At 71.3% G+C, this 26,833-nt stretch carries 18 protein-coding genes; 13 read left to right on the top strand and 5 right to left on the bottom strand.

All coding sequences use genetic code 11. The features are described from left to right. The first annotated feature begins 433 nt into the window (after positions 1–433). The 6 genes from SFY69_07840 to SFY69_07815 are packed head-to-tail and all read left to right on the top strand — an operon-like array spanning position 434 to position 10,373. Positions 434–2,527 (top strand): SPFH domain-containing protein, encoded by a 2,094-nt coding sequence (locus tag SFY69_07840; protein MDX2131946.1) that lies wholly within the window; start codon positions 434–436, stop codon positions 2,525–2,527. Positions 2,528–2,577: 50 nt separating this feature from the next. Further along, positions 2,578–3,624 (top strand): protease modulator HflC, encoded by a 1,047-nt coding sequence (locus SFY69_07835; protein MDX2131945.1) that lies wholly within the window; start codon positions 2,578–2,580, stop codon positions 3,622–3,624. Next, positions 3,621–5,117, top strand: a complete 1,497-nt coding sequence (locus SFY69_07830) for an SPFH domain-containing protein (GenBank protein ID MDX2131944.1) — start codon at positions 3,621–3,623, stop codon at positions 5,115–5,117. The genes SFY69_07835 and SFY69_07830 overlap by 4 nt, the downstream gene beginning before the upstream one ends. A 28-nt stretch (positions 5,118–5,145) precedes the next feature. Beyond that, positions 5,146–6,453: an ABC transporter ATP-binding protein gene (locus SFY69_07825; protein ID MDX2131943.1), complete on the top strand. Its 1,308-nt coding sequence runs from the start codon at positions 5,146–5,148 to the stop codon at positions 6,451–6,453. Further along, on the top strand, positions 6,450–8,387 hold the full coding sequence (locus SFY69_07820; GenBank protein MDX2131942.1) for a hypothetical protein: 1,938 nt from the start codon (positions 6,450–6,452) through the stop codon (positions 8,385–8,387). The genes SFY69_07825 and SFY69_07820 overlap by 4 nt, the downstream gene beginning before the upstream one ends. A gap of 15 nt (positions 8,388–8,402) precedes the next feature. Next, positions 8,403–10,373: a hypothetical protein gene (locus SFY69_07815; protein MDX2131941.1), complete on the top strand. Its 1,971-nt coding sequence runs from the start codon at positions 8,403–8,405 to the stop codon at positions 10,371–10,373. Between the two features lie 40 nt (positions 10,374–10,413). Here SFY69_07815 and SFY69_07810 read toward each other — a convergent pair whose 3' ends face one another. Beyond that, on the bottom strand, positions 10,414–11,421 hold the full coding sequence (locus SFY69_07810) for a phosphoribosylaminoimidazolesuccinocarboxamide synthase (GenBank protein ID MDX2131940.1): 1,008 nt from the start codon (positions 11,419–11,421) through the stop codon (positions 10,414–10,416). A 98-nt stretch (positions 11,422–11,519) separates the two neighbouring features. Between SFY69_07810 and SFY69_07805 the strand changes: the two genes are divergently transcribed. The 5 genes from SFY69_07805 (at position 11,520) to SFY69_07785 (ending at position 19,357) form a co-directional block, all read left to right on the top strand. Beyond that, a complete protein-coding gene (locus SFY69_07805) occupies positions 11,520–13,229 on the top strand; it encodes an endo-1,4-beta-xylanase (protein ID MDX2131939.1) in 1,710 nt (569 codons plus the stop codon). Positions 13,230–13,262: 33 nt separating this feature from the next. Further along, the gene (locus SFY69_07800; protein ID MDX2131938.1) at positions 13,263–13,814 is read left to right on the top strand and encodes a helix-hairpin-helix domain-containing protein; all 552 of its coding nucleotides are present in this window, start codon (positions 13,263–13,265) and stop codon (positions 13,812–13,814) included. A 23-nt stretch (positions 13,815–13,837) separates the two neighbouring features. After that, complete coding sequence (gene mfd, locus SFY69_07795; GenBank protein MDX2131937.1) at positions 13,838–17,326, top strand: transcription-repair coupling factor; 3,489 nt, start codon at positions 13,838–13,840, stop codon at positions 17,324–17,326. After that, on the top strand, positions 17,323–18,069 hold the full coding sequence (locus SFY69_07790; GenBank protein MDX2131936.1) for a PhoU domain-containing protein: 747 nt from the start codon (positions 17,323–17,325) through the stop codon (positions 18,067–18,069). The genes mfd and SFY69_07790 overlap by 4 nt, the downstream gene beginning before the upstream one ends. Positions 18,070–18,145: 76 nt before the next feature. Beyond that, positions 18,146–19,357, top strand: a complete 1,212-nt coding sequence (locus SFY69_07785; GenBank protein MDX2131935.1) for a porin — start codon at positions 18,146–18,148, stop codon at positions 19,355–19,357. A gap of 28 nt (positions 19,358–19,385) precedes the next feature. On the opposite strand, the gene SFY69_07780 is transcribed toward SFY69_07785, so the two are convergent. Continuing rightward, positions 19,386–20,285, bottom strand: coding sequence for a universal stress protein (locus SFY69_07780; protein MDX2131934.1), 900 nt, complete (start codon positions 20,283–20,285; stop codon positions 19,386–19,388). Positions 20,286–20,362: 77 nt separating this feature from the next. On the opposite strand from SFY69_07780, the gene kdsA reads away from it, so the two are divergent. After that, positions 20,363–21,217, top strand: coding sequence for a 3-deoxy-8-phosphooctulonate synthase (kdsA, locus tag SFY69_07775; protein ID MDX2131933.1), 855 nt, complete (start codon positions 20,363–20,365; stop codon positions 21,215–21,217). 346 nt (positions 21,218–21,563) lie between these two features. Here kdsA and SFY69_07770 read toward each other — a convergent pair whose 3' ends face one another. The 3 genes from SFY69_07770 to SFY69_07760 form a co-directional block, all read right to left on the bottom strand. Next, positions 21,564–22,739, bottom strand: coding sequence for a DegT/DnrJ/EryC1/StrS family aminotransferase (locus SFY69_07770; GenBank protein ID MDX2131932.1), 1,176 nt, complete (start codon positions 22,737–22,739; stop codon positions 21,564–21,566). A 61-nt stretch (positions 22,740–22,800) separates the two neighbouring features. Then, positions 22,801–24,393: a DnaA/Hda family protein gene (locus tag SFY69_07765; protein MDX2131931.1), complete on the bottom strand. Its 1,593-nt coding sequence runs from the start codon at positions 24,391–24,393 to the stop codon at positions 22,801–22,803. Between the two features lie 602 nt (positions 24,394–24,995). Further along, positions 24,996–26,054 (bottom strand): GNAT family N-acetyltransferase, encoded by a 1,059-nt coding sequence (locus SFY69_07760; GenBank protein MDX2131930.1) that lies wholly within the window; start codon positions 26,052–26,054, stop codon positions 24,996–24,998. A 105-nt stretch (positions 26,055–26,159) separates the two neighbouring features. Here SFY69_07760 and SFY69_07755 point away from each other — a divergent pair, with 105 nt between their 5' ends. Beyond that, positions 26,160–26,774: a hypothetical protein gene (locus SFY69_07755; GenBank protein ID MDX2131929.1), complete on the top strand. Its 615-nt coding sequence runs from the start codon at positions 26,160–26,162 to the stop codon at positions 26,772–26,774. Positions 26,775–26,833: the final 59 nt, after the last annotated feature.

The following is a 26,833-nucleotide window of genomic DNA, read 5'->3' as shown; positions in this document are numbered from 1 at the left end:
AGGCGAGAGCGTGGACGGTGCGCCGTCGACGAGGCGAACCTTGGAGACGGTGAGGCGGTAGTACGACGGTGGAACCGAAGGCGTTCGCCGCCGCAGGACGGAATGTGCCGGGGCCCGCGCGGGCCCGAATCGGGTGTGCGGGGGCGCGGGCAGGACGGCGGGCGGCGGGGTCTGGACAGATGATCGCGGGGGTCGGGACGGGCGATCAACCGGGTTGCAGGGCGGGGGCGGGTGGAAAGAAGGATGGGAACGTGGCACAATACGCCCCCCGGGGCCGAGGGTGCCCGGAACAGCGTGAGCGGGCGGCGCCGTTCTGGCGTGCGGGCCTGCCGGGCGACGGATGCCCGGTCGAACAGGTCTTGGATGGACTGGGCGGCGCGGGTCGCCCGAGAGTTGCGCACGCCGCTCGGGGCGTGAACAATCGGGAACAGGCATGAGAGCTGACTTACAGGCCTATCGCAGCGCCGCGTCGGCGGCATTCAAGGGCCTCGCCTTCCAGATCGTGCTCGCCGTTGCGACGGTGACGTACTCGATTTTCTCGAAGGACTACGCGGCCTTCTCGGGCATGCTCTTCATGCTCGCGGGCATCGTCGCGTGGCTGGTCCTGGGCATCGTGTACGACCAGCACCGGCGCGAGCGCGTCGAGGCGATGGAGAACGAAGCGCTCGCCGCCGGCGGGGGGGCGGGCACCTCGGTGTTCGAGGGGCGCGACGAGTTCCGCCCTGCGGCGGCCCGCCTCGCGGGGCTGTACAAGTTCCTCTTCCCGTTCGCCGCCCTGCTCATCGCGGCGATGCTCATCGGCCTGGGCATCTGGCGCGTGACGCAGGCGCTGGAGATGCTCCGCACGCGGATGGTCATGCCCACGCAGCCCGGCTGGGCGCTGGGCCTGGGCGTGACGTTCGCGGCGTTGGGGTTCGTCGCGGCGCGGTACGCCGCGGGGCTGGCCAAGCAGCCCGTGTGGCAGAACCTGCGCGCCGGCGCGTCGTTCGCCGTGGGGTCCTCGCTCATCTGGCTGGCGATCGCCGTGGCCCACCTGGTGGACTACGTCGGCACCGACGCGCTTGTCCGGTGGATGCCCGCGATCATCCCGGGCTTCATCATCCTGATCGGCGTCGAGATCGTGCTGCACATCGTGCTGGGCGCGTACCGACCCCGCCGAGCGGGCGAGATGCCCCGGGCGGCGTTCGAGTCGCGTCTGCTGGGCTTTGCGGCGGCGCCGGACCGGCTGGCGCAGTCGATCAGCGACGCGATCAACTATCAACTGGGGTTCGATGTCACCGGCGGGTGGGGCTACCGCCTGCTGAGCCGCTGGATCGCGCCGCTGCTGGTCGTGGGCGTGGTGGTGATCTGGCTGATGAGCGCGGTGGTCGTGGTGCAGCCGCACCAGCGGGCGACGGTGCTGCGGTTCGGTGCGCCGGTGCGGATGAACATCGAGCCGGGGTGGCATTTCAAGTGGATGTGGCCGATCGAGACGGTGTACATCCCGGAGTACTACACGCGCGACGACAAGGGGCGCCTGACGCTGCAGGACCGCACGGCGACGGGGCTGCGCCGGCTGGAGCTGGGCACGATGCCCCCGGCGACGACCGAGCCGATCCTGTGGACGAACGACCACATCGGCGAGGAAGTCTGGCAGTACGTGCGGATGACGCAGGGGCGCTCGCAGGGCGGGCTGGCGGACGTCGCGGCGATCTCGATCGAACTGCCGATGCAGTACACGATCAGCGACGTGTTCGTGTACGACCAGCTCGGCCCGCCGGAGAATCGCGACGAACTGCTGCGGGCGGTGGCGCGCCGCGAGGTGACGCGGTTCTTCCAGACGCTGCACCTGGACGAGGTGCTGGGGGGCGACCGCGCGGTGCTCTCCGGGCGCCTGCGCACGCGCGTGCAGGCGGCGTTCGACGCGCTGAACCCCGGGCCCGACGGGAAGCCGCTGGGCGCGGGCGTGCAGATCGACTTCCTGGGCATCACGGGCGTGCACCCGCCGAAGGAGACCGCGATGGCCTTCGAGGCGCCGGTGCAGACCACGCAGCGTCGCGAGGCGCGCCTGGCCGCGGCGGAGACCGACGCGATCGAGGCGCTCACCGGGGTGGCGGGCGACGTGGAACTGGCGCGGCGCATCGTCCGCGAGATCGAGGTGCTCGACCGGCTCCGGGCCGGCCGGCGCACGGGCGACCAGGAAGCCAACGCGGTGAAGATCGTCGAGCAGGAGATCGCCGTGCAGCGCCTGCTGGAAGACGCCGGCGGGGCGGCGGCGGCGGCGCTGGCCGAGGCCGGGGCCGACCGCTGGCACCGGCACATGGGCGCCCGGGCGGAGGCGGCCCGGTACCGCGGGCAGGTGGCGCTGTACGAGGCGCAGCCGGATCTCTTCCGCGTGACGCGGTTCTTCGAGGCGCTCGGCGACGCGACGCGCGACATCCGGCTGTACGTGGTGTCGGACTCGGTGCGTGACCTCAACGGCGTGATCGACCTCAAGGACGTCAACATGGGCGTGGACGTCTTCGACACGAAGGAAGACGGGCAGTAAGAACGATGGGCTAGCCCGCGCCGGGCGGCGCGGTGGTCAGGAGTTGACTTGTGCGAACGTTCATCCGGTTCCTGGTCGCGGGCGTCTTCCTGCTCGCGCTCTTCGCCTTCGCCTGCACGTACACGGTGCGCTTCACCGAGGCGGGGGTGCTCACGATGTTCGGGCGCGCGGGCGAGGACGCCGTGAAGCGCGAGCCCGGGCTGTACTTCAAGTGGCCCTACCCGATCGAGTCGGTCACGAAGTACGACACGCGGGTGCGGACGCTCACGCTGAAGCTCGAGACGCAGCAGACGGCGGACGCGAAGCAGGTCGCGGTGGAGGCGTTCTGCTCCTGGCGGGTGAACGATCCGCTGAAGTTCTTCCGGAAGTTCTCGAACGCGGGCGAGCGCCCGGAGGACCACTACCGCAAGGCCGAGGACTCGCTGAGCACGGCGATGCGTTCGGCCCTGGGCGTGGTGAGCAAGTACACGATGGACGACCTGTTCACGACCGGGGCCGAGGGGTCGCAGCTCTCCGAGCTGGAGGCGCAGATCCTCGCGGGGCTGCGCTCGCCCGAGGACAAGAGCAACGTGGACCTGTCGGAGCTGGGCGTGGAGGTGGCGAGCGTCGGGCTGATGCGGGTGGTGCTCCCCGAGGAGACGACCAAGGCGGTGTTCGAGCGGATGAAGGGAAGCCGCGATCGCCTGGCGAAGGAGATCGAGTCGCGGGGCGAGGCCGAGGCGCAGGCGATCCGCGCGAAGGCGGAGAGCGACGCGAAGAAGATCCGCGAGTTCGCGCAGTCGCTGGCGAACGAGCTGCGGGCGCGGGGCGAGCGTGAGGCGACGCCCTTCTACGCGATGATGAGCGAGCGCCCCGAGCTCGCGGTGTTCCTGTCGGCGACGGACTACCTCCGCAGCAGCACGGCGAAGCGCACGACCCTGGTGGTCTCGGAAGAGGTGCCCGGGCTGAACCTGCTGTTCCCCAGCGCCTCGCGGGCGGCCCAGGCGGGGACGATCCCGTCGGTGCTCGTGCCCCTGCCCCGCGTGCCCGCGGGCGCGGCGCCGGTCGAGGAGGCCCCGAAGGCGAACCTGCCGGCGGTGCTGGAGGGTTCCAAGTGAGCGACTTCCACCTCCCGCCGGAGATGTCTCCGACGCCGCCGCCGCCGGACGCGCCGCGGCGCGCGGGGTCCGTCACGCTCCGCACGGACCGCAACACGGACGATCCCAACGCGATGCTCGACCCGGCGAACCAGTCGCTGGCCGACGCGCTGCGCATCATGCTGCTCCTGCTGAAGGGCGCGATGCTGGTCCTGGCGGGGCTGTACGTGATCAGCGGGCTGCAGTCCGTGAAGGAAGGCGAGCGGGGCATCCGCCTGCTGTTCGGGCGGATCGAGTCGGCGTCGCTCGAGCCGGGCTTCGCGTTCACCGCGCCGTTCCCGCTGGGCGAACTGGTGAAGGTCGACCAGGGCTTCCGCGAACTCGTCATCGACAAGGACTTCTGGCCCTATTACCAGGACGGGCAGGACCCCAGCCCCGACAAGATGGCGGCGACGGCGTCGCTCAAGCCCGGGCAGGGCGGGAGCGTCCTGACGGCCGACGGCAACATCGCGCACACCAAGTGGCGCGTCGGCTACCGGCGCAACGGCGCCGACCAGTACGCCAAGAACATCCTCTCGATGGAAGAGGAAGACCGGCTGGTGAAGGCGGCGGTGAAGCGCGGCATCGTGCACGCCTGCGCCCGCGTCACCATCGACGAACTGCTCACGCAGAGCGCCGACCAGATCGGGTCGGTGCGGGCGCACGCCAAGCGCGTGGCGCAGGAGACGCTCGACAGCGTGCAGAGCGGGATCGTGATCGAGCAGCTCGACCCCACCATGACCATCCCGCCCCTGTACGTGCGGGCGGACTTCGCACGCGTGCAGGCGGCGGTGAGCAACGCGCGCAAGAACGTCGAGAACGCCGAGGGCGAGGGTGACCAGACGCTGCTGGGCATCTCCGGGCGCGCCGGGCCGTACCTCGTCGAACGCATCCGCGCCTACGAGGACGCCGCCGCCCGGCGCGGGGCGGCGGAGCAGGCCGGCGACGCGGGCAAGGTGGCGGCGGCCGACGGCGAGATGAACGCCATCCTGGCGACCATCGAGGGGCTGCTCCTGGGCGAGGCGGTCGAGGTGCCCGGGGGCACGATCGAGGTCAGCGGCCGCCCGCGCGATCTCGCGCCCGGCACGGTCGAGGGGCTCTCCGGGGGTGAGGTGGCGCGCCTCCTCGCCGACGCGGCGGCGTACCGCTCGGGGATCGTGAACCGCACGCAGTCCGACCTGCGCCGCTACCAGGCCAAGCTCGAGCAGTTCCGGGTCAACCCCAGCGTCATGCTGCAGCGCGAGCTCGCCGACGCGCGCCTTGCGTTCCTCGCGCGGCCGACCGTGCAGCAGTTCATGATGCCCCCGGGCACCACGACCATGTCGCTGCTGCTGAACAACGATCCGGACGTGATGCGCGAGATCACGCGGGCGGCGAACGACGAGAAGCGCCGGCGGACCGACGAGGAACGCATGCGGCTTCTCCGCGAGCAGCAGTTCAAGACCGAGCTGGGGCTGACAGAAACGCCCGGGTGAGTTCCCCCGGGGCGACGGGAGCGACACGATGACGCAGGCGGCGCCCAGCGCGGGCTCGATCGGCAACGCGACGCGGGGCGACAGCGTCGTCATCTGCCAGCACCTCACGAAGGTGTTCAAGGACTTCTGGCGGCGCGACCGCGCCCGCGCGGTGTCCGACCTCTCGATCGAGATCCGCCCCCGCGAGATCTTCGGGCTCCTGGGGCCCAACGGCTCGGGCAAGTCCACGACCATTAAGATGATTCTGGGCCTGCTGCACCCCACGTCGGGGCGCGTCGCGGTCTTCGGCAAGCCCGCGACGGACGTCTCGGTCAAGGCCCGCATCGGCTACCTGCCCGAAGAGTCGTACCTCTACGGGTTCCTCAACGCGCGCGAGACGCTCGAGTACTACGCGAAGCTGTTCGAGCTCGACTACAAGACCCGCCAGCGCCGCATCGACGAGCTGCTCGACATGGTGGGCCTCACCGGCGCGCAGTTCCGCCCCGTGCGCGAGTACTCCAAGGGCATGCAGCGCCGCATCGGCATCGCGCAGGCGCTCATCAACGACCCCGATTTCCTGATCCTCGACGAGCCGACCACCGGCCTGGACCCCATCGGCACCCGCCAGGTGAAGGACCTCATCATCCAGCTCGGCCGTCGCGGGAAGACCATCCTCCTGTCCAGCCATCTCCTCGCCGACGTCGAGGACTGCGTGGACCGCCTGGTGATCCTTTACGGCGGGCAGGTCCGGGCCGAGGGCACGTGCGACGACCTGCTCGTCACTCGAGGCCGCACCACGATCGAGACCGACGAGCTCGACGACGCGACCATCGCCGAGGTCGACCGTGTCATCCGCGGACGCACGGGGAACCACACGGGCGTGGACCGGGTCTCCAAGCCCCGCCAGACCCTGGAACAACTGTTCCTCGACATCGTGGAGAAGGCCCGGGCCGAGCAGCTCTCGACCAGCGGCGCCACCGCGGGCGGGCGTACGGCGTCGTTCCTCGCGGGCGAGGAGCCCGAGCGGGGCGAGGTGCTGATCGAGAACCTGGTGCGTGCCGCGGAGGCGCCCGCGGCGCCCGCCGAGGGCGCACCGCCCGCACTCCCCCCGACGCCGCGCCCGGAGGAAGACCTGCTGGCCTCGCTGGTGCGCGACGAGTCCCCCGGCACGGGTCGGGCTGCGGACACGGGCCCCGAGTCAGACAAGGGATCCGGCGCGGGCACGGTTTCGGGCACGGGCAACGGGCCTGCGGGCGGGGCGGCGGCGCCGGGCGCGCCAAAGAGCGTGGACGCGTCGGTGATCGACTCGCTGCTGGGCGGGGGCGATGACGACCGCGCGAAGGGAGGCGCCCGGTGAACCCGCGCGCCCTGCTGGGCCGTCTGAACCTGCTGCAGCAGCAGCGTCTGTTCAAGTGGATCGCGACGGCGGTGATCGCCGCCGCGGCGGTGGCGGGGTGCCTGGCGTACGGGGCGATGATCGCCGCCCCGCGCACGCCCGAGGTCGCGACGACGCCCGCGACCCCGGGGGCGCCGGGCACGGGGCTCGAATCGACGGACGCGTCGGAGCAGGCGGCCCGCGCGATGGTGCAGGAGATCGTCGCCGCGGGGAGCGACCCGTGGAGCGTCTTCGTCATGATCGTCCTGGGCGCGCTCGTGCTCGTGGGGGCGGCGTGGCTCGGGCTGGGGCTCACGTACCTGGCGGTGCTGGCGGCGGGGGCGGCGGTGACGGGCGTGGCGCTCGCCACCGGCTGGCGGTCGTCGGTCGTGCCGGTCTCGATGGGTGTGCTGGCGCTGACGCTCGCGTTCGTCACGCTCATGCGCCTGGTGCGGGCTGGGCTGGATTCGTCGAACCCCGTGTTCGCGATCGCGCGGAACGTGCTGGCGGAGGCGGTGCGCCTGCGCCTCTCGCTCGTGTTCATCGTCCTGCTCATCTTCATGCTGGCGGCGCTGCCCCAGTTGCTCGACGAGACCCAGCCCCTGCGCTACCGCGTGCAGGCGTTCATCCAGTGGGGCACGGGCGGGGCGTTCTATCTCATCGCGCTGCTCACCGTGGTGTTCGCCGTCGCGACGGTGACTTTCGACCAGCGCGACAAGACGATCTGGCAGACCATGACCAAGCCGGTGGCGGCGTGGCAGTACGTGCTGGGCAAGTGGCTGGGCGTCTGGGTGCTCTCGGGCGTGCTGCTCGCGGTCGCCGGGTCGGGGGTGTTCCTGTTCATCGAGTACCTGCGCCACCAGCCGGCGGCGGGCGAGCAGGACGCGTACATGACCCGCGAGGGGCGCGTGAGCGAAGATCGCCTGCTGCTGGAGCGGCAGATCCTGACGGCCCGGGAATCACGCGACATCGATCCCTTCCCCGTGGACGAGGCCCAGTTCGAGCAGAACCTGATCGCCCGCGCCGAGGCCGAGGTGCAGCGCCTGCAGGAATCGCTCAGCACCACGACCACGCGCGAGATCCTGCGCGAGGAGATGATCGCGTCGCTCCGCAAGGACCTGCGCAAGAGCGTGCAGATGGCGTACCGCAACATCCCGCCCGGGCTGGGGCAGCACTACACGTTCTCCGGGCTGGGCGCGGCTCGCGAACGCCCCGACCCGCTCTTCCTGCGATTTACCGTGAACGCCGGCTCGAACGCGCCCGACGCGCTCTACCGCCTGACGTTCAAGATCGGGAACTCCGAGCCCCAGGTGCAGGAGGTCGTGCTGGGCCAGCCCCAGACGATCCCGCTGCTGCCCGGCTCGATCGGGCCGGACGGCACGCTCGCGGTGCAGGTGATCAACGGCGACGTGTACCAGGAGACCTCGAACCCCGAGAGCATCTCGTTCCCGCCCGACGGGCTGCGCGTGAGCTACGCGGCGGGGTCGTTCCGCTCGAACTACGTCCGCGTCATGGGCGTGCTGTGGGTGAAGCTGGGGTTCCTCGCGATGGTGGGGGTGTTCGCGGGGACGTTCCTGAGCTTCCCGGTCGCGTGCCTGGTGTCGCTCACGATCTTCTTCGCCGCGGAGGGGGCGACCTTCCTGCGGGCGGCGCTCGACAACTACTGGACCGCCGACAAGGAGGGCAAGACCCTGTACCTGAACCTGGCGATCTCGGCGATCGGCGAGGTGGTGGCGTGGGTCTTCCAGGTGTACGGCGGGCTGCGTCCGACGGCGAAGCTGGTGGAAGGGCTGCGCCTGGCGTGGCGAGACGTGGCGCTGGGCACGGGCGTGACGGCGTTGTGGACGCTGCTGCTGTTCGCGGGGGGCACGCTGGCGCTCCGCCGGCGCGAACTCGCGACGTATTCGGGGCAGTAGGAGCGTGGGAGACGTATGAGCCGCGACACCCGGGTCCAGATCATCGCCGCGATCTTCCTGCTCTCGTTCCTGACGGGATCGGGCGCCCTGGCCGTCGCGCTGACGGGCGTGGCGGGGCGGGCGAAGCTGACGTACACGGACCGCCCGGAGGAGGGCCAGCCGTGGGAGGTGTCGGTCGGCATCGCGATGGGCGCGTTCCGCGGGATCTTCGTGAACTTCCTGTGGATGCGCGCCAACGACATGAAGGAGCAGGGGAAGTACTACGAGGCGATCCAGCTGGCCGACGCGATCACGCGTCTGCAGCCGCGGTTCCCGCGGGTGTGGGTCTTCCACGCGTGGAACCTGGCGTACAACATCTCGGTCGGCACGAACACGCGCGAGGAGCGCTGGCAGTGGGTGAACGCGGGGATCAACCTGCTGCGCGGGCAGGGCGTGCCGGCGAACCCGAACGACATGATGATCCACAAGGAGCTCGCGTGGATCTTCCTGCACAAGATCGGCGGGTTCACGGACGACGCGAACCCGTACTACAAGCGCCAGCTCGCGCGTGAGTGGACGATCCTGCTGGGCCCGCCGCCGCTGGCGGGGCCCGAGGACCGCGACCGCGACGTGGCGATCGAGAAGTACGTGGGCTGGCTGACGCCGGTCGCGGAGGCGCCCGACACGCTGGAGGGGCTGTTCGAGTCCGACCCGCGGGCGCGCGAGCTGCTGGACCAGGTGCGGGGGGTGGGGCTGTCGACGGACCTGGAGCTGCTGACGCGGTACGAGATGTGGAAGGCGCTGCAGCGCTCCAGCCAGCGCCGGGTGTGGGAGAAGCAGGCGGGGGACCGGACGCGCGCGTTCGGGGCGATCGTCGACAACCCGGCGTACGCCGAGACCTGGCCGAAGGTCGTCGCGTACTTCCGGCGGCAGATGCTCGTGCGCCGCTACCACATGGAGCCGGCGCGGATGATCGCGTACACGCGCCAGTACGGGCCGATCGACTGGCGCCACCACGCCGCCCACGGGCTGTACTGGGCGCAGAAGGGCGTGGACGCGGCGAAGGAACGCTGGACCGAAGAGAACAAGCGCGACTTCGACTTCATCAACACCGACCGCGTCGTGGCGCAGTCGGTGCAGGACCTGTTCCGGTCGGGCGAGCTGTACTTCGACTTCTTCGCGAGCAACTTCCCGGGTATGTACACGATGTGGCAGGGCGTGCCCAACCCGCACTTCGTCGAGTCGTACCAGAGCATCCTCGACCCGATGCGCGCGCGATCATGGGCCGACGACGCCGGGCGACGGGGCACCACCCCGCTCTCGAGCGGGTACGAGAACTTCCTGAAGGACGCGGTCTGCTTCTTCTACGCGCGGGGCGACATGCGCAACGCCGAGAAGTGGCGCACCGAGCTGCTGACGTACCGGTACTCGAACCTGCACGACGCCGAGCGGCGTGACCTCATGACGCTCCCGCTCGACGAGTTCTTCGAGCGCGAGATGCGGGGCGAACTCACGCGACCGGCGATCGCGATCCAGCAGACCGCCGCGGGCCTGCAGCAGGCGTTCGCGTCCGGGCTCCTGGGCGGGCAGCCCGAGGTGTTCGTCAGCGGGCTGAACTACTCGAAGAAGGTGCACCGCATGTACTTCGAGGAGCAGAAGCGGCGTGTGGCGGTGGACGTCACGACCGCGCGCATGGAGCAGATGCCCGAGAACTTCCAGATGCTCGCGGGCGAGCAGTTCGCGGGGTTCATGACGACGCTCGGGCTCGACGACGCCGAACGCGTGTACGAGGCCGCCCCCGACGACCTCAAGGCCTTCGCCTACGACATGCTGGCGGAGCGATTCCGCCCGGAACTGGAAGAAGCGGCCCAGGCGGGCGCGGGCCCCGAGCTGCGCTCGTTCGACCAGATGTTCCCCGAGCCCGAGGCGCTCGCCTCCGTGCGTGCCGCGGTCAAGGCGTACGTCGAGTCGCGCAGCCGCCTGAACACGAACCTCGAACAGAAGTGAGCGCCGTCGTGCCGCAGCGCGAGGCGGCAACGCCTCGGAACTACGCCAGCAGTCGGTCGCGCGCCTCGCGGTAGCGGTCGAGCGTGGCGCGGACGATCTCGTCGGGCAGTTCGGGCCCGGGCGACTGCTTGTTCCACGCGCCCGACGCCACCAGGCGTTCCAGGTACTCCCGCAGGTACTGCTTGTCGAAGCTGCGCTGCGGGCGTCCGGGCTCGTACCCGGCGAGGGGCCAGAACCGCGAGCTGTCGGGCGTGAGCGCCTCGTCGACCAGCATGATCGAGGCCGGCGGCATCGCCGCGCGGGGGTCGTCCGCGCCCCCGCCGATCGCGGCCGGGCCGGAGTCCGACGCGGACTCGAACCCGAACTCGAACTTGGTATCGGCGATGATGATCCCGCGATCGCGCGCGTACGCGGCGGCCTCGGTGTAGATCGCGAGCGTGACGCCCCGCAGGTGTTCCATCAGCGGGCGTCCGGCGATGGCGCAGGCGCGGTCGAAGTCGATGTTCTCATCATGGCGCCCGAACGCCTCCTTGGTCGCGGGGGTGAAGATCGGGCGGGGGAGGGCGTCGCACTGGCGCAGGCCCGGCGGGAGCGCCACGCCGCAGATCGCGCCGGTGCGCTGGTAGTCCTTCCAGCCGGATCCCTCGATGTAGCCTCGCGCGACGCACTCGATGGGCACGACCCGCGCCCGCCGGACGATCATGACGCGTCCGCGGAGGTCGTCGCGCGTGGTGCCGCCGGGGCGGAAGGCGCTGTCGGGCACGTCGGCGGCGTCGGTCGAGAGCAGGTGTGTGCGGCAGAGCCCGCGCGCCCGGACGAAGGCGAGCCAGAACGCCGCCATCTCGGTGAGGAGCGCGCCCTTCCCGGGGATGGGGGTGGGCATGACGACGTCGAAGGCGGAGATGCGGTCGGTGGCGACGATGAGCAGGCGCGGGTCGCCGGTCGCGGGGTCGGGGGGCAGGTCGAAGACGTCGCGGACTTTGCCCCGGCGCAGCCCCGGCAGGAGGAGGTCGGCGGCGGCGAGCGGCGCGGGCGAGGTCGCTGGCATCCGGATAGCGTACCCGTGACGGGTGAAGCGGGGACGCGCCTCGACTTCGCGCGCCGACCGCCGAACCATCCCCCTGCGTCCCGGAGGGTCCCCCGCACGTGCTGAAGTTTGTCGTATTCGAGCCGGACGGGGTGGAAGCGGGGACGTATCCACCGCGGCACGCGCTGCTCATCGGGCCCGACGACATCCCGCACCAGGGCACGGTGACGATCACGCCCGGGCACGTGGTGGGTGAGAAGGGCGCCCCGCAGGCGGGGGCGCTGGGCGTGCAGGTGCCGGTGGGGCGGTCCGAGACGTCGATCGTGGGCCCCAACGGGCTGGGGCTGCTGGCGATCCAGACGTGCCTGCTGCCCGACAAGCCCGGGGCGTACTGCCTGTCGATCGAGCTGGCCCGCCACCGGATCATGATGTTCCTGAACAAGCTCGAGGACTGGGGCCTGGTGGACCTGGACCCCGAGACCCCCGCGATGCAGCAGTTCGAGGAAGCGCGGGCGCAGTTCACGTCCGCGCTGGTCGCCCAGTACGACCCGCCGCCGAGCGGGCAACTGGTGGACGGGTACAACCCCGGCGCCGGGCACGCCGCGGCGCGGGCGCTCGCGCTGGCCATGCACGCGGGCGAGAACCTGACGATGATCCAGGCGGAGCGGCAGTTGGCGTCGCGCGTCACGGGGCGCGAGTACGCCGGCGCCCGCGCGCACCTGACCCGGTTGACGCCCGAGACCCCGCCCGCGGGCGCGCCGGTGGTCGCGCCCGGCTCGGGGCACGTCACGCTCGCGGGCGCCCCGCAGATCGGGTGCGCCGTGAGCCCCGCGCAGTTCGGCGAGGGGCTGCAGAAGGCGCTGGCGGCGTCGTGCGACTTCCTGACCATGCCGATGCGCTGGGTCGATATGGAACCCGTCGAGGGCAAGTACGCCTTCGGCCCGACCGACCGGTGGATCGAGTGGGCGGTGCGGACGGCGAAGATGCCCGTGGTGGCCGGGCCGATTATCGATTTCCGACCCCAGGCCGTGCCCGAATGGCTGTTCATCTGGGAGAACGACTACGAGACGCTGCGCGATCTGGTGTTCGAGCACGTGCAGGCGGTGGTGACGCGCTATCGGCGCACGGTGACGCGCTGGACCGTCGCGAGCGGGCTGCACGTCAACACCAACTTCAAGATCAGTTTCGAGCAGATCATGGACCTGACGCGGGTCTGCGTGCTGCTGGTGCGCAAGCTGCACCCGACGGCGAAGATCCAGGTCGAGATCGCCCAGCCCTGGGGCGAGTACCACGCGACGAACCGCCGGTCGATCCCGCCCTACCTGTACGCCGACGCCGTGGTGCAGGCGGGGCTGAACGTCGACGCGCTGGGCCTGCGCGTGCAGATGGGGCACGCCGAGCCGGGGCTCTCGACGCGCGACCTCATGAGCTTCTCGGCGCTGCTCGACAAGTACGCGGCCCTGGAAAAGCCCATCGCCATCACCGCGATCGGCGCGCCCAGCCAGCCCGTGCCCGTCAAGCCCTACCGCCCCCGCGCCGGCGCGGACGCGGAAGACGCGTACGAGCCCGGCTACTGGCGGACGCCCTGGAGCGAATCGGCGCAGGCGTCGTGGGCGCAGCACATGCTCGCCATCGCGTGCTCCAAGCCCTACGTGCAGAGCGTGTGCTGGCAGGAACTGGCCGACGTCGCGGCGGGGGGGAACGCGCCGGAGATGCCCTTCGGCGGGCTGCTGGCCCCGAACGGCGCGCCCAAGCCGATCTTCGCGCGCCTGGTCGAACTCCGCCGCGCGCTGCGCGAGGGGAAGGTCCCCCCCCTGCCCGCGCTCTAACGGGCCGAGCCCGCCGCCGGGTATGCTGGACGCATGGAACCGGTAGGGACTGGAACCAGCGTGCGTGCGCTCGCGGGCCCGGCGAAGTGGGCCGCGGTGTCGATCGTCGCGGGCCTGGCCGGCGCGGGGCTGACGTACTCACTGGTCACGCGCGGCCCGGACCCGCAGCGCGTCGAACGCCCCGCGGGTGCGTTCGGCGAGTTGAACCCGCCGGTGTCGCCGCCCGGGGTGATCGCGCTTCCGCCGCCCGCCCCCTCGACAGTTTCGCCGCCCGCCCCGGTGCAGCAGGTGCCGCCGACGCCCCCGCCCGTTGGCGACGCACCGCCCGACGCGAGCGCGCCGGCAGTGGTTGCGGCGCCCGCGCCGGTGCCGGCGGCCCCCGCGCCGTCCGGGCGGCTCAACATCAACCGCGCGACGCAGGCCGAACTCGAACTGCTCCCGGGCATCGGCCCGGCGATGGCACGGGCGATCCTCGAGCATCGCGCTGCGCACGGGCCGTTCCGATCGATCACGGACCTCGACAAGGTCCGGGGCATCGGGCCCAAGACGCTGGAGCGACTGGCCCCGCTCGTGACGGTTGACTAGCCCCCGCCGACTCGGGCGATAGGATGGCGCTTGCACGCCGACGCCTGCCGCCCGGGCCCATGCCCGACGGCGCGCTCGGGAGTTCCGCGGGCGCCCACGTGATCACCGACCTCGTCTCGCTCTTCACCGCTTCGCCGGCGGTCGGCGCGCTCGCGTCGGCCCTGCGCGATGGGCGACGCATCGTCTGCACGGGCGTGGCGGGGTCGTCCACCGCGCTGGCGGCGGGAGCGCTCGCGCGCACCCTCGATCGCCCGGTCGTGCTCGTGCTCGCGCACCTCGACGACGCGGACGAGGCGCACGACGAACTCGCCGGCGCGGGCGTTGACGTCCGGCGCCTGCCGGCGCTGGAGGTGCTGCCCGGCGAGAGCGACCCCGTCGCCGACCTCGTGGTCGAGCGTCTCGCACGCGTGCGCGAGGCGGGCGATGCGCCCGGCGGACGCGTGATCGTCGCGCCCGTGCAGGCGCTCATGCAGCGCGTCCCCCGACCCGACGATCTCGGGCGGTTCCTGCGCCGTGTCCGCGCGGGCGAGGACGTGCACCTCACGAGCCTCACGAAGTGGCTGCTCGACGCCGGGTACACGCGCGTCGAGGCGGTGGAAGAAGTCGGGCAGTTCGCGCTGCGGGGCGGCATCCTGGATGTCTTCTCTCCCGGGGCGCCGGGCGCGCCGGTGCGCCTCGAGTTCTTCGGCGACACCGTCGAGCGCCTCGCGGAGGTCGATCCGGATTCCATGGCCAGCGACCGCACGATCCCGCACGCTGATCTCGTGGGCGTTGATCTCGACCGGCTGCGTCCCGCCGACGGGGGCGTGAACTTCCTGGAACTGCTCCCGGCGTCGTGCGTGGTGCTGCTCGCCGAGACCATGGAGATCGTCGAGCAGGCGCGGGGGTACTACGAGCGCCTGACCGAGCCGGTGGGCATCGACGGCCCGCCGGCGGTGCTGAAGATCGCCGAGTCGCGCTTCCACGCGCTGGCCGAGATCAACCAGTTCTCGGCCGGGGCGTCGGGCGCCGACGTCCGCCTCGACCTGCCGGCGCGCGCGATGCCGACGTTCCCGGGCGACGCCCCCCAGGCGATCGCGGAGCTGGGCGAGATGTCGCGCGCCGGGTCGCGGGTGGTCGTCGCGTGCCAGAACGCGGGCGAGCGCCAGCGCCTGGGCGAGCTGCTGGGCGCGCTCGACCCGCCCGCGCGCTGCGAGATCGCGCAGGCGTACCTGCACCGCGGGATGCAGTGGGACGAGGGTGGCTCGACGCTCGTGCTCGTGCCCTATCACGAACTGCTGTCGCGGTTCTCGGTGCGTCGGCGCGTCGCAAAGGTCCGTGCGTCGCGCGCGATGGACACGTTCCTCGACATCGAGCCGGGGGACTACGTCGTGCACGCCGAGCACGGCATCGCGCGGTTCGTGGGGCTGAAGGTGATGACCCCGCGCGACTTGCCCGTCAAGAGCGTGCCCGGGGCGGCCCGCATCGCGCCCGAGTCCGAGGAGTACCTCACGCTCGAGTTCGCGGGGCAGTCGCGCCTGCACGTGCCCGCGACGCAGGTCGACCAGGTGCAGAAGTACGTCGGGGGCTTTCACGGCAAGCCGCCCCTCTCGACCCTGGGCGGGCAGAAGTGGCGCGCGCAGACCCAGCGCGTCGCGGAGAGCGTGCGCGACCTGGCGGCCGAGCTCATGCGCGTCCGGGCCGCCCGCGAGCACCTGCCGGGCACGGCCTTTCCCGCCGACACCGCCTGGCAGCGCGAGTTCGAGGAAGAGTTCCCGTACGACGAGACCGAGGACCAGCTCGCGGCCCTGGCCGAGATCAAGAAAGACATGCAGCGCGCCCGCCCGATGGACCGCCTGCTCTGCGGCGACGTGGGGTTCGGCAAGACGGAACTGGCGATCCGGGCGGCGTTCAAGGCGGTCGAGTCCGGGCGACAGGCCGCGGTGCTCGTGCCGACCACCGTGCTGGCCGAGCAGCACGAGCGGACGTTCCGGTCGCGGTTCGCGGGGTACCCGTTCCGCGTGGAGAGCATCTCGCGCTTCAAGAGCGACGGGGAGGTGCGTGCGGTGCTCGAGGCGCTCGCGCGCGGGCACGTGGACGTCATCATCGGGACGCACCGCCTGCTGAGCAAGGACGTGCGCTTCGCGGACCTGGGGCTGGTGGTGATCGACGAGGAGCAGCGCTTCGGGGTGGAGCACAAGGAGTCGCTGCTGCGACTGCGCCTGACGGTGGACGTGCTGACGCTCTCGGCGACGCCCATCCCGCGGACGCTGCACATGGCGATGCTGGGGATCCGCGACATCTCGAGCCTGACGACCCCGCCGCTGGACCGGCGCGCGATCGTGACGGAGGTGATCCCGTACAACGAGCGTCGCGTGCGCCAGGCGATTCTGCGGGAGCTCTCGCGCGAGGGGCAGGTGTTCTACGTGCACAACCGGGTGCACGACATTCTGAGCCGCGCCGACGACGTGCGAAAGCTGGTGCCCGAGGCGCGGGTGGTGGTGGGGCACGGGCAGATGGCGCCGCACGAACTGGAAGAGGTGATGCTCGCGTTCATCCGGCGCGAGGCCGACGTGCTCGTCGCGACGACGATCATCGAGAGCGGGATCGACATCGCGAGCGCGAACACGATGATCATCGACGACGCCGACCGCTTCGGGCTCTCCGAGCTGCACCAGCTGCGCGGGCGCGTGGGGCGGGGCAAGCACCGCGCGTACTGCTACCTGCTGCTCCCCCCCGAGCGGACGATCCGCGAGGTGGCGCAGAAGCGGCTCAAGGCGATCGAGCAGTACTCGATGCTCGGGGCGGGGTTCAAGATCGCGATGCGCGACCTGGAGATCCGCGGCGCGGGGAACATCCTGGGGCAGGAGCAGAGCGGGCACATCGCGCTCGTGGGCTACGAGATGTACTGCCGCCTGCTCGAGCGCGCGGTGCACGACCTCGCGAACGACCGTCCGCCCGCGCCGCCGTCCTCTACGAGCATCGAGCTGGGCGTCGGCGGCATGATCCCCAAGGCGTACATCCCCTCCGACCGACGCCGCCTCGAGGCCTACCGGCGACTGGCCACCGCGGCGACGCCGCAGGGCGTCGACCAGGCCCTCGCCGACCTCACCGACGCCTACGGCGAGCCCCCGGAGATCACGCGGCGGCTCGCGGAAGTCGCGCACCTGCGGGCCGCCCTGGCGCCGCTGGGCGTCCGCACGCTCACCATCCGCGAGAAGGACGTTGTCTTCCTCGCGCCCGACCCCGCGCCGCTCGCCGCGCTCCTGCGGAGCACCCAGCCCCGGAGCGACACGACCGGCGTGCGGGTGCTGCCCCCCAAGGAGGGCGAGTCGCTCGCGGAGATATACCTGCGCCCGCACCCGGGAACGCTGCAGGATCCTCGGGCGCTGCTGGCAACGCTGCGCCGGCGCCTCGGACAGACGCCGCCGGCGGAGAGCGCCCCAACGACGCATAGAATCCCGGGAAAACCATCGGAACCACAGCCGACGACCCGGCCGGGGCCGCGCGCCGGTCGGAAGCCTTCATCATGACCGATCCTGATCCCGCCGCCGCCCGCCCCTCACGCCCCGCACCCGCCTCGGAGCACGCGCCGGCCACCGACCGCAAGGTGACGATCCTGAAGCGCCGCCTGGTTCGGGAAGCCACGGTCGCCGTCGCGATGCTGGAGCAGGCGTTGTCCGCGCTCTGGACGCTGGACGTGGAAACGGCCAAGGCCGTGCGCCAGCGCGATGACCAGATCGACTCCGAAGAGGTCGAGATCGAGCAGGAGTGCTACGAGGTGCTGGCGCTGCGCGCCCCGTACGCGCACGACTTTCGCATGGTGACGTTCGTGCTGCGCGCGAACGCGACGGTCGAGCGCGTCGCGGACCACGCCAGCTCCATCGCCAAAGTCGTGCAGCGCATCGCCGACCACACCGGGCACGACGCCCCGCGCTGGCCGACCGCCCTGCTGGAACTGGGCCAGCGCATCCCCGCGGCGTGCCACGAGGCGCTCCGCACCGTGCTCGTGGAAGACATCGTCGCCGCCCGGAGCCTCGTTTCGAACGATGTCGTGATCGACCGCCTCGAACGCCGCCTCTTCGAAGAGACGGTCGAACTCATGAACGACGGCTCGGCCGGGGTCGGCCCGGAGATCGGCCTGCTCATCTACCGGGTGGGGCGCGAGCTGGAGCGCGTCGGCGATCTCATGGCCGGGCTCGCCGAGGACGTGGTGTACGTCGGCACGGGCCAGATCATCCGGCACGAGAAGCGCCGGCTGCGCGGCAAGCAGTAGCCGCAACGCGTCGGCGCGCCCCCGACGCCCCTCCCGCCCGGATCGTGTAGATTGGCCCGCTCACGAAGGAGGATCCATGCCCCACACGGTCGCGATCATCGTCGCCGGTTCGTGCCTGACCGCGGGCGCGCTCGGGCAGAGCGTTCCCGCCGACGCCGTCTCGCTCCGCGACGACGCGGCGTGGCGCACCAGCCGCCTGGCCGACGAGGGGGGCGGGTGGGACAAGGGCAGGTTCTTCATCACCGACGGCGGCGCCAACCGCCTGAACATCGGCGGGTTCATGCAGTTCCGGTTCCTCTCGAACTGGCGCGACGAGGGCACCACGCCCGACCCCGCCGACTTCACGCAGGGGTTCCAGATGCGCCGCGCACGCCTCTCGCTGAGCGGCACCGTCTGGAGCAAGGACCTGTCCTTTACCCTGCTCACCGACGCGTCGCGGTCCTCCGGCGCCGTGGGGTTCCTCGACGCGTTCGGGGAGTACGCCATCACCGACGATGTCTCCGTCCGCTGGGGTCAGTTCAAGCTCCCGTACAACCGCGAGGAGCTCGTGAACGACAACCGCCAGCTCGCGATCGAGCGCTCCACCGTCAACAGCGTCTTCGGGTACACGCGCACGCAGGGCGTCATGGTGTCGTACACGACCGACTCATTCCGCCTTTTCGGCATGGTCTCCGACGGCGGGAACGCCCTGAACAACGACTTCACGTCCGCGGCCGAGGCCGACATCGCCTTCACCGCCCGCGCCGATTTCCGATGGGGCGAGGGCGACTCCAAGCGCTTCGAGGACCTCACCTCCTGGCGCGAGAGCGGCGTGGGAGCGCTGCTCGGGGGCGCGGTGCACGTGCAGACCGGGGGCGAGACCGGGGGCACCGCCGACGTCGACCTGTACAGCGCCACCGTCGATTTCTCGCTCGAGGGCGACGGCTGGAACCTCTTCGCCGCCGCCCACTGGTTGCGCACCGAGCCCGCCTCCGGCGCCGAGACCGACGACTTCGGGCTGCTGCTCCAGGGGGGCGTGTTCGTCACCGACCAGGTCGAGCCCTTCGTGCGGTACGACGCCATCATCGCCGATGACGCCAACGGCGAGGACTTCCACACCATTACCGCCGGCGTCAACTACTACGTCTCGCCCCGCAGCCACGCCTTCAAGCTCAGCGCGGACGTGCAGTACTACCTCGACGCCGAGGGCGAGAACGCGCTCGTCTCGCCGACGACGGGCTCGAACCTGCTCGCCGACCCCGACGACGGGCAGGTCGCGGTGCGCGTGCAGGCGCAGATCATCTTCTAAGGCACGCGCCGGCACGCACGCGCCGGGTTCATCCCGCCGCCGGGCGCACCGCGAGGATCGAGGTCGGCGCCTCCCGCACCACACGCTCCGCGGTGCTCCCCAGCAGCACATCGCGGAGGTTCGTGCGCCCGCGCGTGCCGAGCACCACGAGGTCCGCCCCGCTCGCCCGCACGAACTCGGCGATTCCCACGCCGTGCTTGTCGTGCTCGACGAGTTCGAACCGCGGGCGGGCCCAGGTCGCGGGCGGGTCCTTGCCGGGCTGGCAGAACGCCTCGAGTTTCTGCAGCAGCAGGTCGCGGTAGCGGGCCTGGGCGCCGGGGTCGTCCTTCGCCGCCGACGGGCGGAAATGAAACCCGCGCCAGGGCGCGCGGTAGACGTGCAGCGCGATCACCTGCGCGCCGTCGGCCGCCGCGAACGCCACGGCCCGGTCCAGCGCCCGGCGCGACGTCTCCGAAAAGTCGATGCACGCGACGATGGTGCCGAACTTCCCGGCCTTTCCCTCCTCGACCAGCAGCACGTCGGCGGGCGCGCTGCGCACCGCCTGCCCGGCGAGCACGCCCGCGCCGCGGTGGGGCGATTCGCCGTGCACGCCCAGGACCAGCATCGAGGCGTGGTGCTTCGTGCACGACTGCACGATCCCGTGCAGGGGCCCGCTCAGCACCACCTCGAACGCGACGTGCTGCGTGCCCGGCATCGTCTCGGCCAGGCGCTTCCACGCGTCCTGCGCCTCGCGCGTGAAGTCATCCAGCGCCGTCGGCAGCATCGTCGCGAACGCCATCTCCAGGTCCGCGAGCGCCATGGTGTCGATCACGTGCACCGCGTGCACCGGCGAGGTCGTCCAGGCGCCGATCCGCACCGCCTGCGACAAGGCCGCGCTGGAACACGCCGAGAAATCAACCCCTACCACGATCGAGCCGGTGTCGGACATGCCGTGCTCCTTTCCAGCCGCTCGCACGTCATTCTATTCGAGCCGACGCCTCTCTCGCCGCCCGCTATCCTCCGCCGATGACCAGGCGGTGCACCGTCGGACGCGTTGAGATCGGCCCGGATCGCCCGCTCGCGATCATCGGCGGCCCGTGCGTGCTCGAATCCCTCGAGTTGGGGCTGCGCATCGGCGAGACCCTCCGCGAGGCCTGCCTGCGGCTGGGCCTCTCGTACATCTTCAAGGCCTCGTTCGACAAGGCCAATCGCTCGAGCATCCGCTCGCCCCGCGGCCCGGGCCTCGAGCAGGGGCTCGAGTGGCTCGGCGCCATCCGCGAGCGTCTGGGCGTGCCCGCGACGACCGACGTGCACGAGCCCGCGCAGTGCGAGCCCGTGGCGCGGGCGCTTGAGTTGCTCCAGATCCCCGCGTTTCTCTGCCGCCAGACGGACCTGCTGCACGCCGCGGGCGTGGCCGCCGCCGCGCACGGGCGGGGCGTGAACGTCAAGAAGGGCCAGTTCCTGGCGCCGCACGAGATGACGCACCCGGTGCGCAAGCTCGCCGAGGCGGGGTGCACGAACGTGCTGCTCACCGAGCGTGGCACGACATTCGGCTACGGGCGCCTGGTGAACGACTTCCTGGGAATGGGCGATCTTCTGGCCCTCAAGGCCGAGGGCGGGAGCCCGCCCGTGTGCTTCGACGCGACGCACTCGACGCAACTCCCCGGCGCGGGCGAGACGACCGGCGGCCGCCCGGACCGGGCGCCGCTGCTGGCCCGGGCCGCGGTCGCGGCTGGCGTGCACGCGGTCTTCCTGGAGACCCACCCGCAGCCCGCCCAGGCGATGAGTGACGCGAGCACGATGCTCCCGCTCGAATCGGTGCCCGAACTTCTGGCGAGCCTCGCGCGACTGCACGCGGCGGTGAACGCCCCGGCACGCTGAAGAATCAGAACACTGAAGCAGACAGAGTTGGAGCGGGAGAAGGACCTCGCCGAGCGCACGCCCGCCGCGGCTCGACCATCAGAACGCAGAGGAAGGCAGAGCCAGACTGCTTCTGTCTCTATCTCTGTCTCGCTGCCTCGCTATCTCGCTATCTCGCTATCTCGCTGCCTCGCTGCCTCGCTGCCTCGCTGCCTCGCTGTCTCGCTGCCTCGCTGCCTCGCTGTCTCGCTGTCTCGCTGCCTCGCTGTCTCGCTGTCTCGCTGTCTCGCTGTCTCGCTGTCTCGCTGTCTCGCTGTCTCGCTATTCCTGTCTTGTCTCACTTTCCTCGTCTGCGTTCTACCCCTCCTCATGCCCGCGAGATGCTCTCCTGCTGGATCATGACCTCGAGCGCCTTGACGACGTGGTCGATCTCGGTGGGCGTCAGGTCGTTGTGGAACGGCAGCGCAATGGTGCGCTGGCTGACGCTTTCGGCGATGGGGAACATCCCCTCGCGCAGCCCGAACTGCTCGCGGTAGAAGGGCTGGAGGTGGATGCAGGGGAAGTAGTCGCTGGCCCCGATGTCCTGGCGGCGCAGCCCGTTGATGATCCTGTCGCGTTCTTCGCCCGTGTACGACGGGGCGAGGCGCACGACGAAGACGAACCAGCTCATGATGCTGTCGGGATCGACGGTGGGCACGACCAGCGACGGGTGCCCGCCGAGCCGCCGGATGTAGTGGAGCGCGACGGTGTGCCGCTTCTCGATGATCTCGTCGAGGCGTTTCATCTGCGCCACGCCGAGGGCCGCGTTGATCTCCGCGAGGCGATAGTTGTACCCGAGGCGCTCGTGCCGCAGCCACGAGCCGGTGGGCGACCCCCCGGCCGTCGGCCCGGCCGGGAACCCGACGGGCCGCCCCTGGTTGCGCATCGAGCGGCAGAGTTCGGCGAGGCGGTGGTCGTCGGTCACGATCATCCCGCCCTCGCCGGTGGTGATCTGCTTGTTCGGGTAGAACCCGAAGACGCCGACGCGCCCGAAGTGCCCCGCGGGGCGCCCGCGCAGCTCCGCGCCCAGCGCTTCGCAGCAGTCCTCGACGACCGGCACCTCCTGCTGCATCCCGATGGACGCGTACTGGTCCATGTACGCCGGGTTGCCGAAGGTCTCGACGGCCAGGATCGCCTTGGTCCGTGCGCCCAGGGCCGCCCGCACCTTCGACGGGTCCATGTTCAGCGTGCGCGGGCAGATGTCGACGAACTTGGGCTTCGCCCCGACGAAGAGGATCGAGTTGGCCGAGGCGATGAACGAGAAGGGCGTGGTGATGACCTCATCGCCCGGCCCCACGCCCAGCGCCGCCAGGGCCAGGTGCAGGCCCGACGTGCCGGAGTTCACCGCGACGCCGTAGCGGCAGCCGGCGCGCGTCGCCACCAGTTGCTCGAACTGCTCGACGAACGGGCCGATCGACAGCCGCCCCGAGCGCAGGGCCCGCACGACGAGCTGGACCTCGAGGTCGGTGATGTCCGGGCGGGAAAGCGGGATTTCGCTGGGCATGCGCAGAGCGTAGAAGCCCCGGGCGCGGGTCGGGCCGTCGCGCTGTCGGAACCCGCCCGCCTCAAGCCTGGGCCTTGCGCATCATCGCCTCGTACACCTCGCGCAGGGTCGACCCGGCGTACGCCCCCGCCACGTCCGACGTCAGCGGGCGCCCGGGGTCGTCCGCCACCTGCTTGTCCAGGCGCTTCTGCGCGGTGATCACGGTCGAGTGGTTGCTCCGCCCCATCGCCCGCGCGATCTCGGGGAAGCTCATCGTCGTGAGGCGGCGCGAGATCGACGCCACCAGGCTCCGCGCGAGCACCACGCGCTTGTGGCGCCCCTTGCCCATGAAGTCGTGCAGGTCCACGCCCAGCTCGCGGCAGATCTCGCCGATGATCGTCTCCGCCGTCACCGGGCGGCGGAGGCGGGCCGGGCTCGGCGACGCCGGCGTCGGCGCGTTCGCCTCGTCCAGCCCAAGGGCCTTGCGCACGAGCATCACCCCGATGCACCCGTCGTGGCGTCCCAGTTCGGGCAGGAGGCGCGCCACCGCGTCGATCTGGTTCAGCAGCCCCTCGATCTCGCGCACGCTCCCCCCGAACCCGCCCAGCGAGCCCATGGAGCGGGCCGAACGCTCGGCCACCAGGTCCGCCGCGCCCTCGTCCAGGGCCAGCCCGCGCCGGTCCGCCAGGTGACGCACGAGCCGGGACCGAAGTTCCGGGTCGGGCAGGTCGAGCTTCACCACCGCCCCGGCCATGAAGCGAGAGACCAGCCGCTCGCTCAGCTTCGCGATCTCCTTGGGGTGCTCGTCGCTCGCCAGCACCAGGCGCGCCCCGTCGATGCCGACGGCGTCCAGCGTGTGGAGCAGCTCGGCCTGGGTCGCGTCCTTGTTCGAGAAGAAGTTCACCTCGTCGAGGCACAGCAGATCGACCCGGCGATAGACGCGCCGGAACGAGTCGATCTTGCCCGCCCGCACCGCCTGGATGAACTCGTTCGTGAACTGCTCGCCCGTCGTGTAGCGCACCGTCGCGCCCGGGCGACGCTCCAGGAACCGCGACGCGCACGCGCGCAGCAGGTGCGTCTTGCCCAACCCGCACGACCCGTGCAGGAAGATCGGCGGCACCGACGCGTCGTCCTCGGCCACGCGCTGGCACGCGCTGAACGCCAGCCGGTTCGAGCGGCCCACCAGGAAGGTGTCGAACCGGTAGCGGCTCGTCTCGGGCGCGCGGACGATCGGCGTGGCGCGGGGCGCGACAGGCCGCGCTTGCGCGCGTGACGCCGCCTCGAACGCCGCACGGTCGACCTTGAACTCCACGCCCTGCGCGCACCCGTTCGCCGCCCGGCGGATCTGCTCGCCAAACCGGCGGTTGAGCAGTTCGGCGAGGAATCCCGAGGGGACGGTCACGCGCAGGTGCCCGTCGGCCAGCGAGACGCGTGCCTGCCCCTGAAAGTACCGCTCGAACTGTGCCGCGCCGACCTCGCGCGAGAGACGCTCGAGGATCGGACCCACGCCGTCGCCGCCCAAGACGGGCGCGGCCGACGCGGCGGGCGTGATCGCCTCGGCCCGCACCTGCCCGGGACGGTTCGCGCTCCGGGCGGGGCGATCGCCCGCATCCCGCCCCACGATCGCCTCGACAACCCGCGTTCGCGCCCCCGCGTGAGTGATGCCCGTCTCCACAGGCGTCCGCCCTTCTCCGGAAAGCACTGGTGTCTCGCGGGGATGCGGTGCTCGGCAGCGCCCGCGCGCACCGATACCGCACTCGGTCGGCGCGGTCCGTCTGCGCGCCGAGAGCCTGCCCCCACGGGCCACGTTCTCAATCCGCCGAGTCCTTCACGTTCGCCTCATGCACCGGATTCGACCGCGCCGGAGCGCAGAGAACGCCCCTTCACCCGCGATTCGATTGCACACGGTTGCCCGTGATTGATGCACGCTGCGCCGGTCGATCCGTGACCGAGCCAATCTCCCGCACCCTGCCGATCCAACTGCCAGAAAGCCTCTGCAAACAAGACGTTATGAACTTCTGCCGCGCCGGCCGCCCGGCCTGTCTGCTTCGTTGATCGTCCGTCCAATGCACTGTCCGCCCGCGGCCCGTCGCGCTGTCCGCGCCGGGCTCGTGAGCGATGAGAGAACGTACGGAACTGCGCTCCGGGGAGCAAGACGGCGAGACCCAGCCTCAACGTCGCACGCGTCGGCGCAATGACTTGCGCGGCGCGTTTTTTTTTCTCCACCGAATCATCAACATCGCATGCGAAGATTGTGCAAAACTCGTGAACAGCTCGCTAAGTCGCCCGGATATCAGACGATCCGAGCCGGCGCACCAACGCACAGCGCCGGGCGCTCACCTCGAACCCCAACGACTCGTACACGCGCAGCGCGGGCGTGTTGCGCTCGTCGACCGCGCAGGTGACGGCCCAGGCCGGGTGTGTCCGGCGCACGCGAGCCATACCCATCGCCAGCAAGCGACGCCCCAGCCCGCGACGCCGCAGCGCCGGCGACAGGCCCAGGTACACGAGTTCCACGCTGAACTGGTCCGGGCAGCGGTTGAGCAGCAGGGCGCCCTCGGGACGCCCGTCGAGCCACACCAGATGCCACAGGCTCGGGTCGTACGTGCCGGTCGAGCGGTGCGAGTCGAGCACGTCGTGCAGGTCGCGCAGCCCGCACAGCTCCGGGCAGTCGAGCGTGTCGACGTACGTCGCTTCGAGCGCCCGCATCAGGTGCTCGTCGGCCGCACGACGGTCGCTGGGCGTGCCGGACCCGCCGATGTCGCTGAGCCGATCCACGCGGACGCCGGGCGGCCACACCGGCTGGTCGGTGCCGGACGGGGCGCCGGGGGCGTCCGCCTCGGCGCGCAAGTACGCGAGCGTGCCGACGTCGACGAACGACGCGCTGCGGAAGGCGTCCAGGGCCCACGCGTGGTCGGGCTCGGGCAGCGCCTGGGCGAGGCGGACCCGCTCGGGCAGGGCGTGCTCCAGGTGATCGCACACCGCCTCCAGGCACGCCACGCGTTCACCGAGATCGTCGGGCGTCTCGGGGCGGCGCGGGTGCGGCTCGCTCAGGAAGAACATGGCGGTGCGCCCCGAGCCGGGGACGGCCAGGCACGCCTGACGCACGAGCGGCCCGCGCGGACCGGGGCGCTCGTCCAGCACCACGAAACACCGGGTAAGGTCGATCCCGTGGCGCGGGGCGGAATCCACCAGCCGGCGCGCCGCCGCCTCGACGTCGTGCCCCTCTTGCGCCACCAGGCGACGGGCCGCGGGCATGAACAGGTCACGGTCGACCCGGACGGCCCTGGGCGAGCCGTGGTTCCCGTCGGCGCGGCTGGGGGCGGTTCGGGTCACGTGCGGAACCGTACGCCCGCCCGGTGCGCATCGGTCGGCACGTGAACGGTTTGACCCCGGCGCGCCGGCAAGTACACTGTCTCCCCGTACCCGAAAGGATCCCCGATGCTCTCACGCGCGTTCGTGCTCGCTGTCACTTCGCTCGCCGGCTCGTCGCTCGTGGCCCTTGCCCCCGAGCCCGACCCGATCCCGCGTCGCTGGCAGTTGAGCGTGGACGTCGGCCCGCTGCGGGTCGCGAGCGTTTCGGTCGAGGGCGTGGGCGTTCGCCCGTATTACTTCCTGACGTACAAGGTGACGAACGCGACCGACCAGGACCTGCTCTTCACCCCGATGTTCGAGCTGGGCACCGACGAGGGCGAGCTGCTCCGGTCCGGGCGCGACGTGCCCGAGGCCGTCACGCGCGACATCCTGCAGCGCCTGGCGAACCCGTTCATCCAGGACCAGACGAGCATCGTGGGCGTGCTGCCCCAGGGCGAGGCCAACGCGAAGGAAGGCGTGGTGATCTGGCCGGTGACGGACGCGCACGTGGGCGAGGTCGTGGTCTACGCGGCGGGGTTCAGCGGGGAGACGCGGGCCGTGGAGTTCGCCGGGGCGGACGGCCGCCCGCAGAAGGTGCTCCTGCGCAAGACGCTCATGCTCCGGTACCCCACGCACGGCGAGCTGCGCGACCAGGGGAGCCGCCCGATCGAGGTCGACGAGAAGCGCTGGATCATGCGGTAGGCCCGGGCCCGGGAATCACCGTTCTTTTCGCGAACAACCGGGGGTTTGGGGCGTCGTAC

The organism is Planctomycetota bacterium (assembly GCA_033763975.1).
Taxonomy (GTDB): domain Bacteria; phylum Planctomycetota; class Phycisphaerae; order Phycisphaerales; family UBA1924; genus RI-211.
Note: the sequence above shows the minus strand (reverse complement) of the source record. Positions and strands in the feature narration are given on the sequence as shown.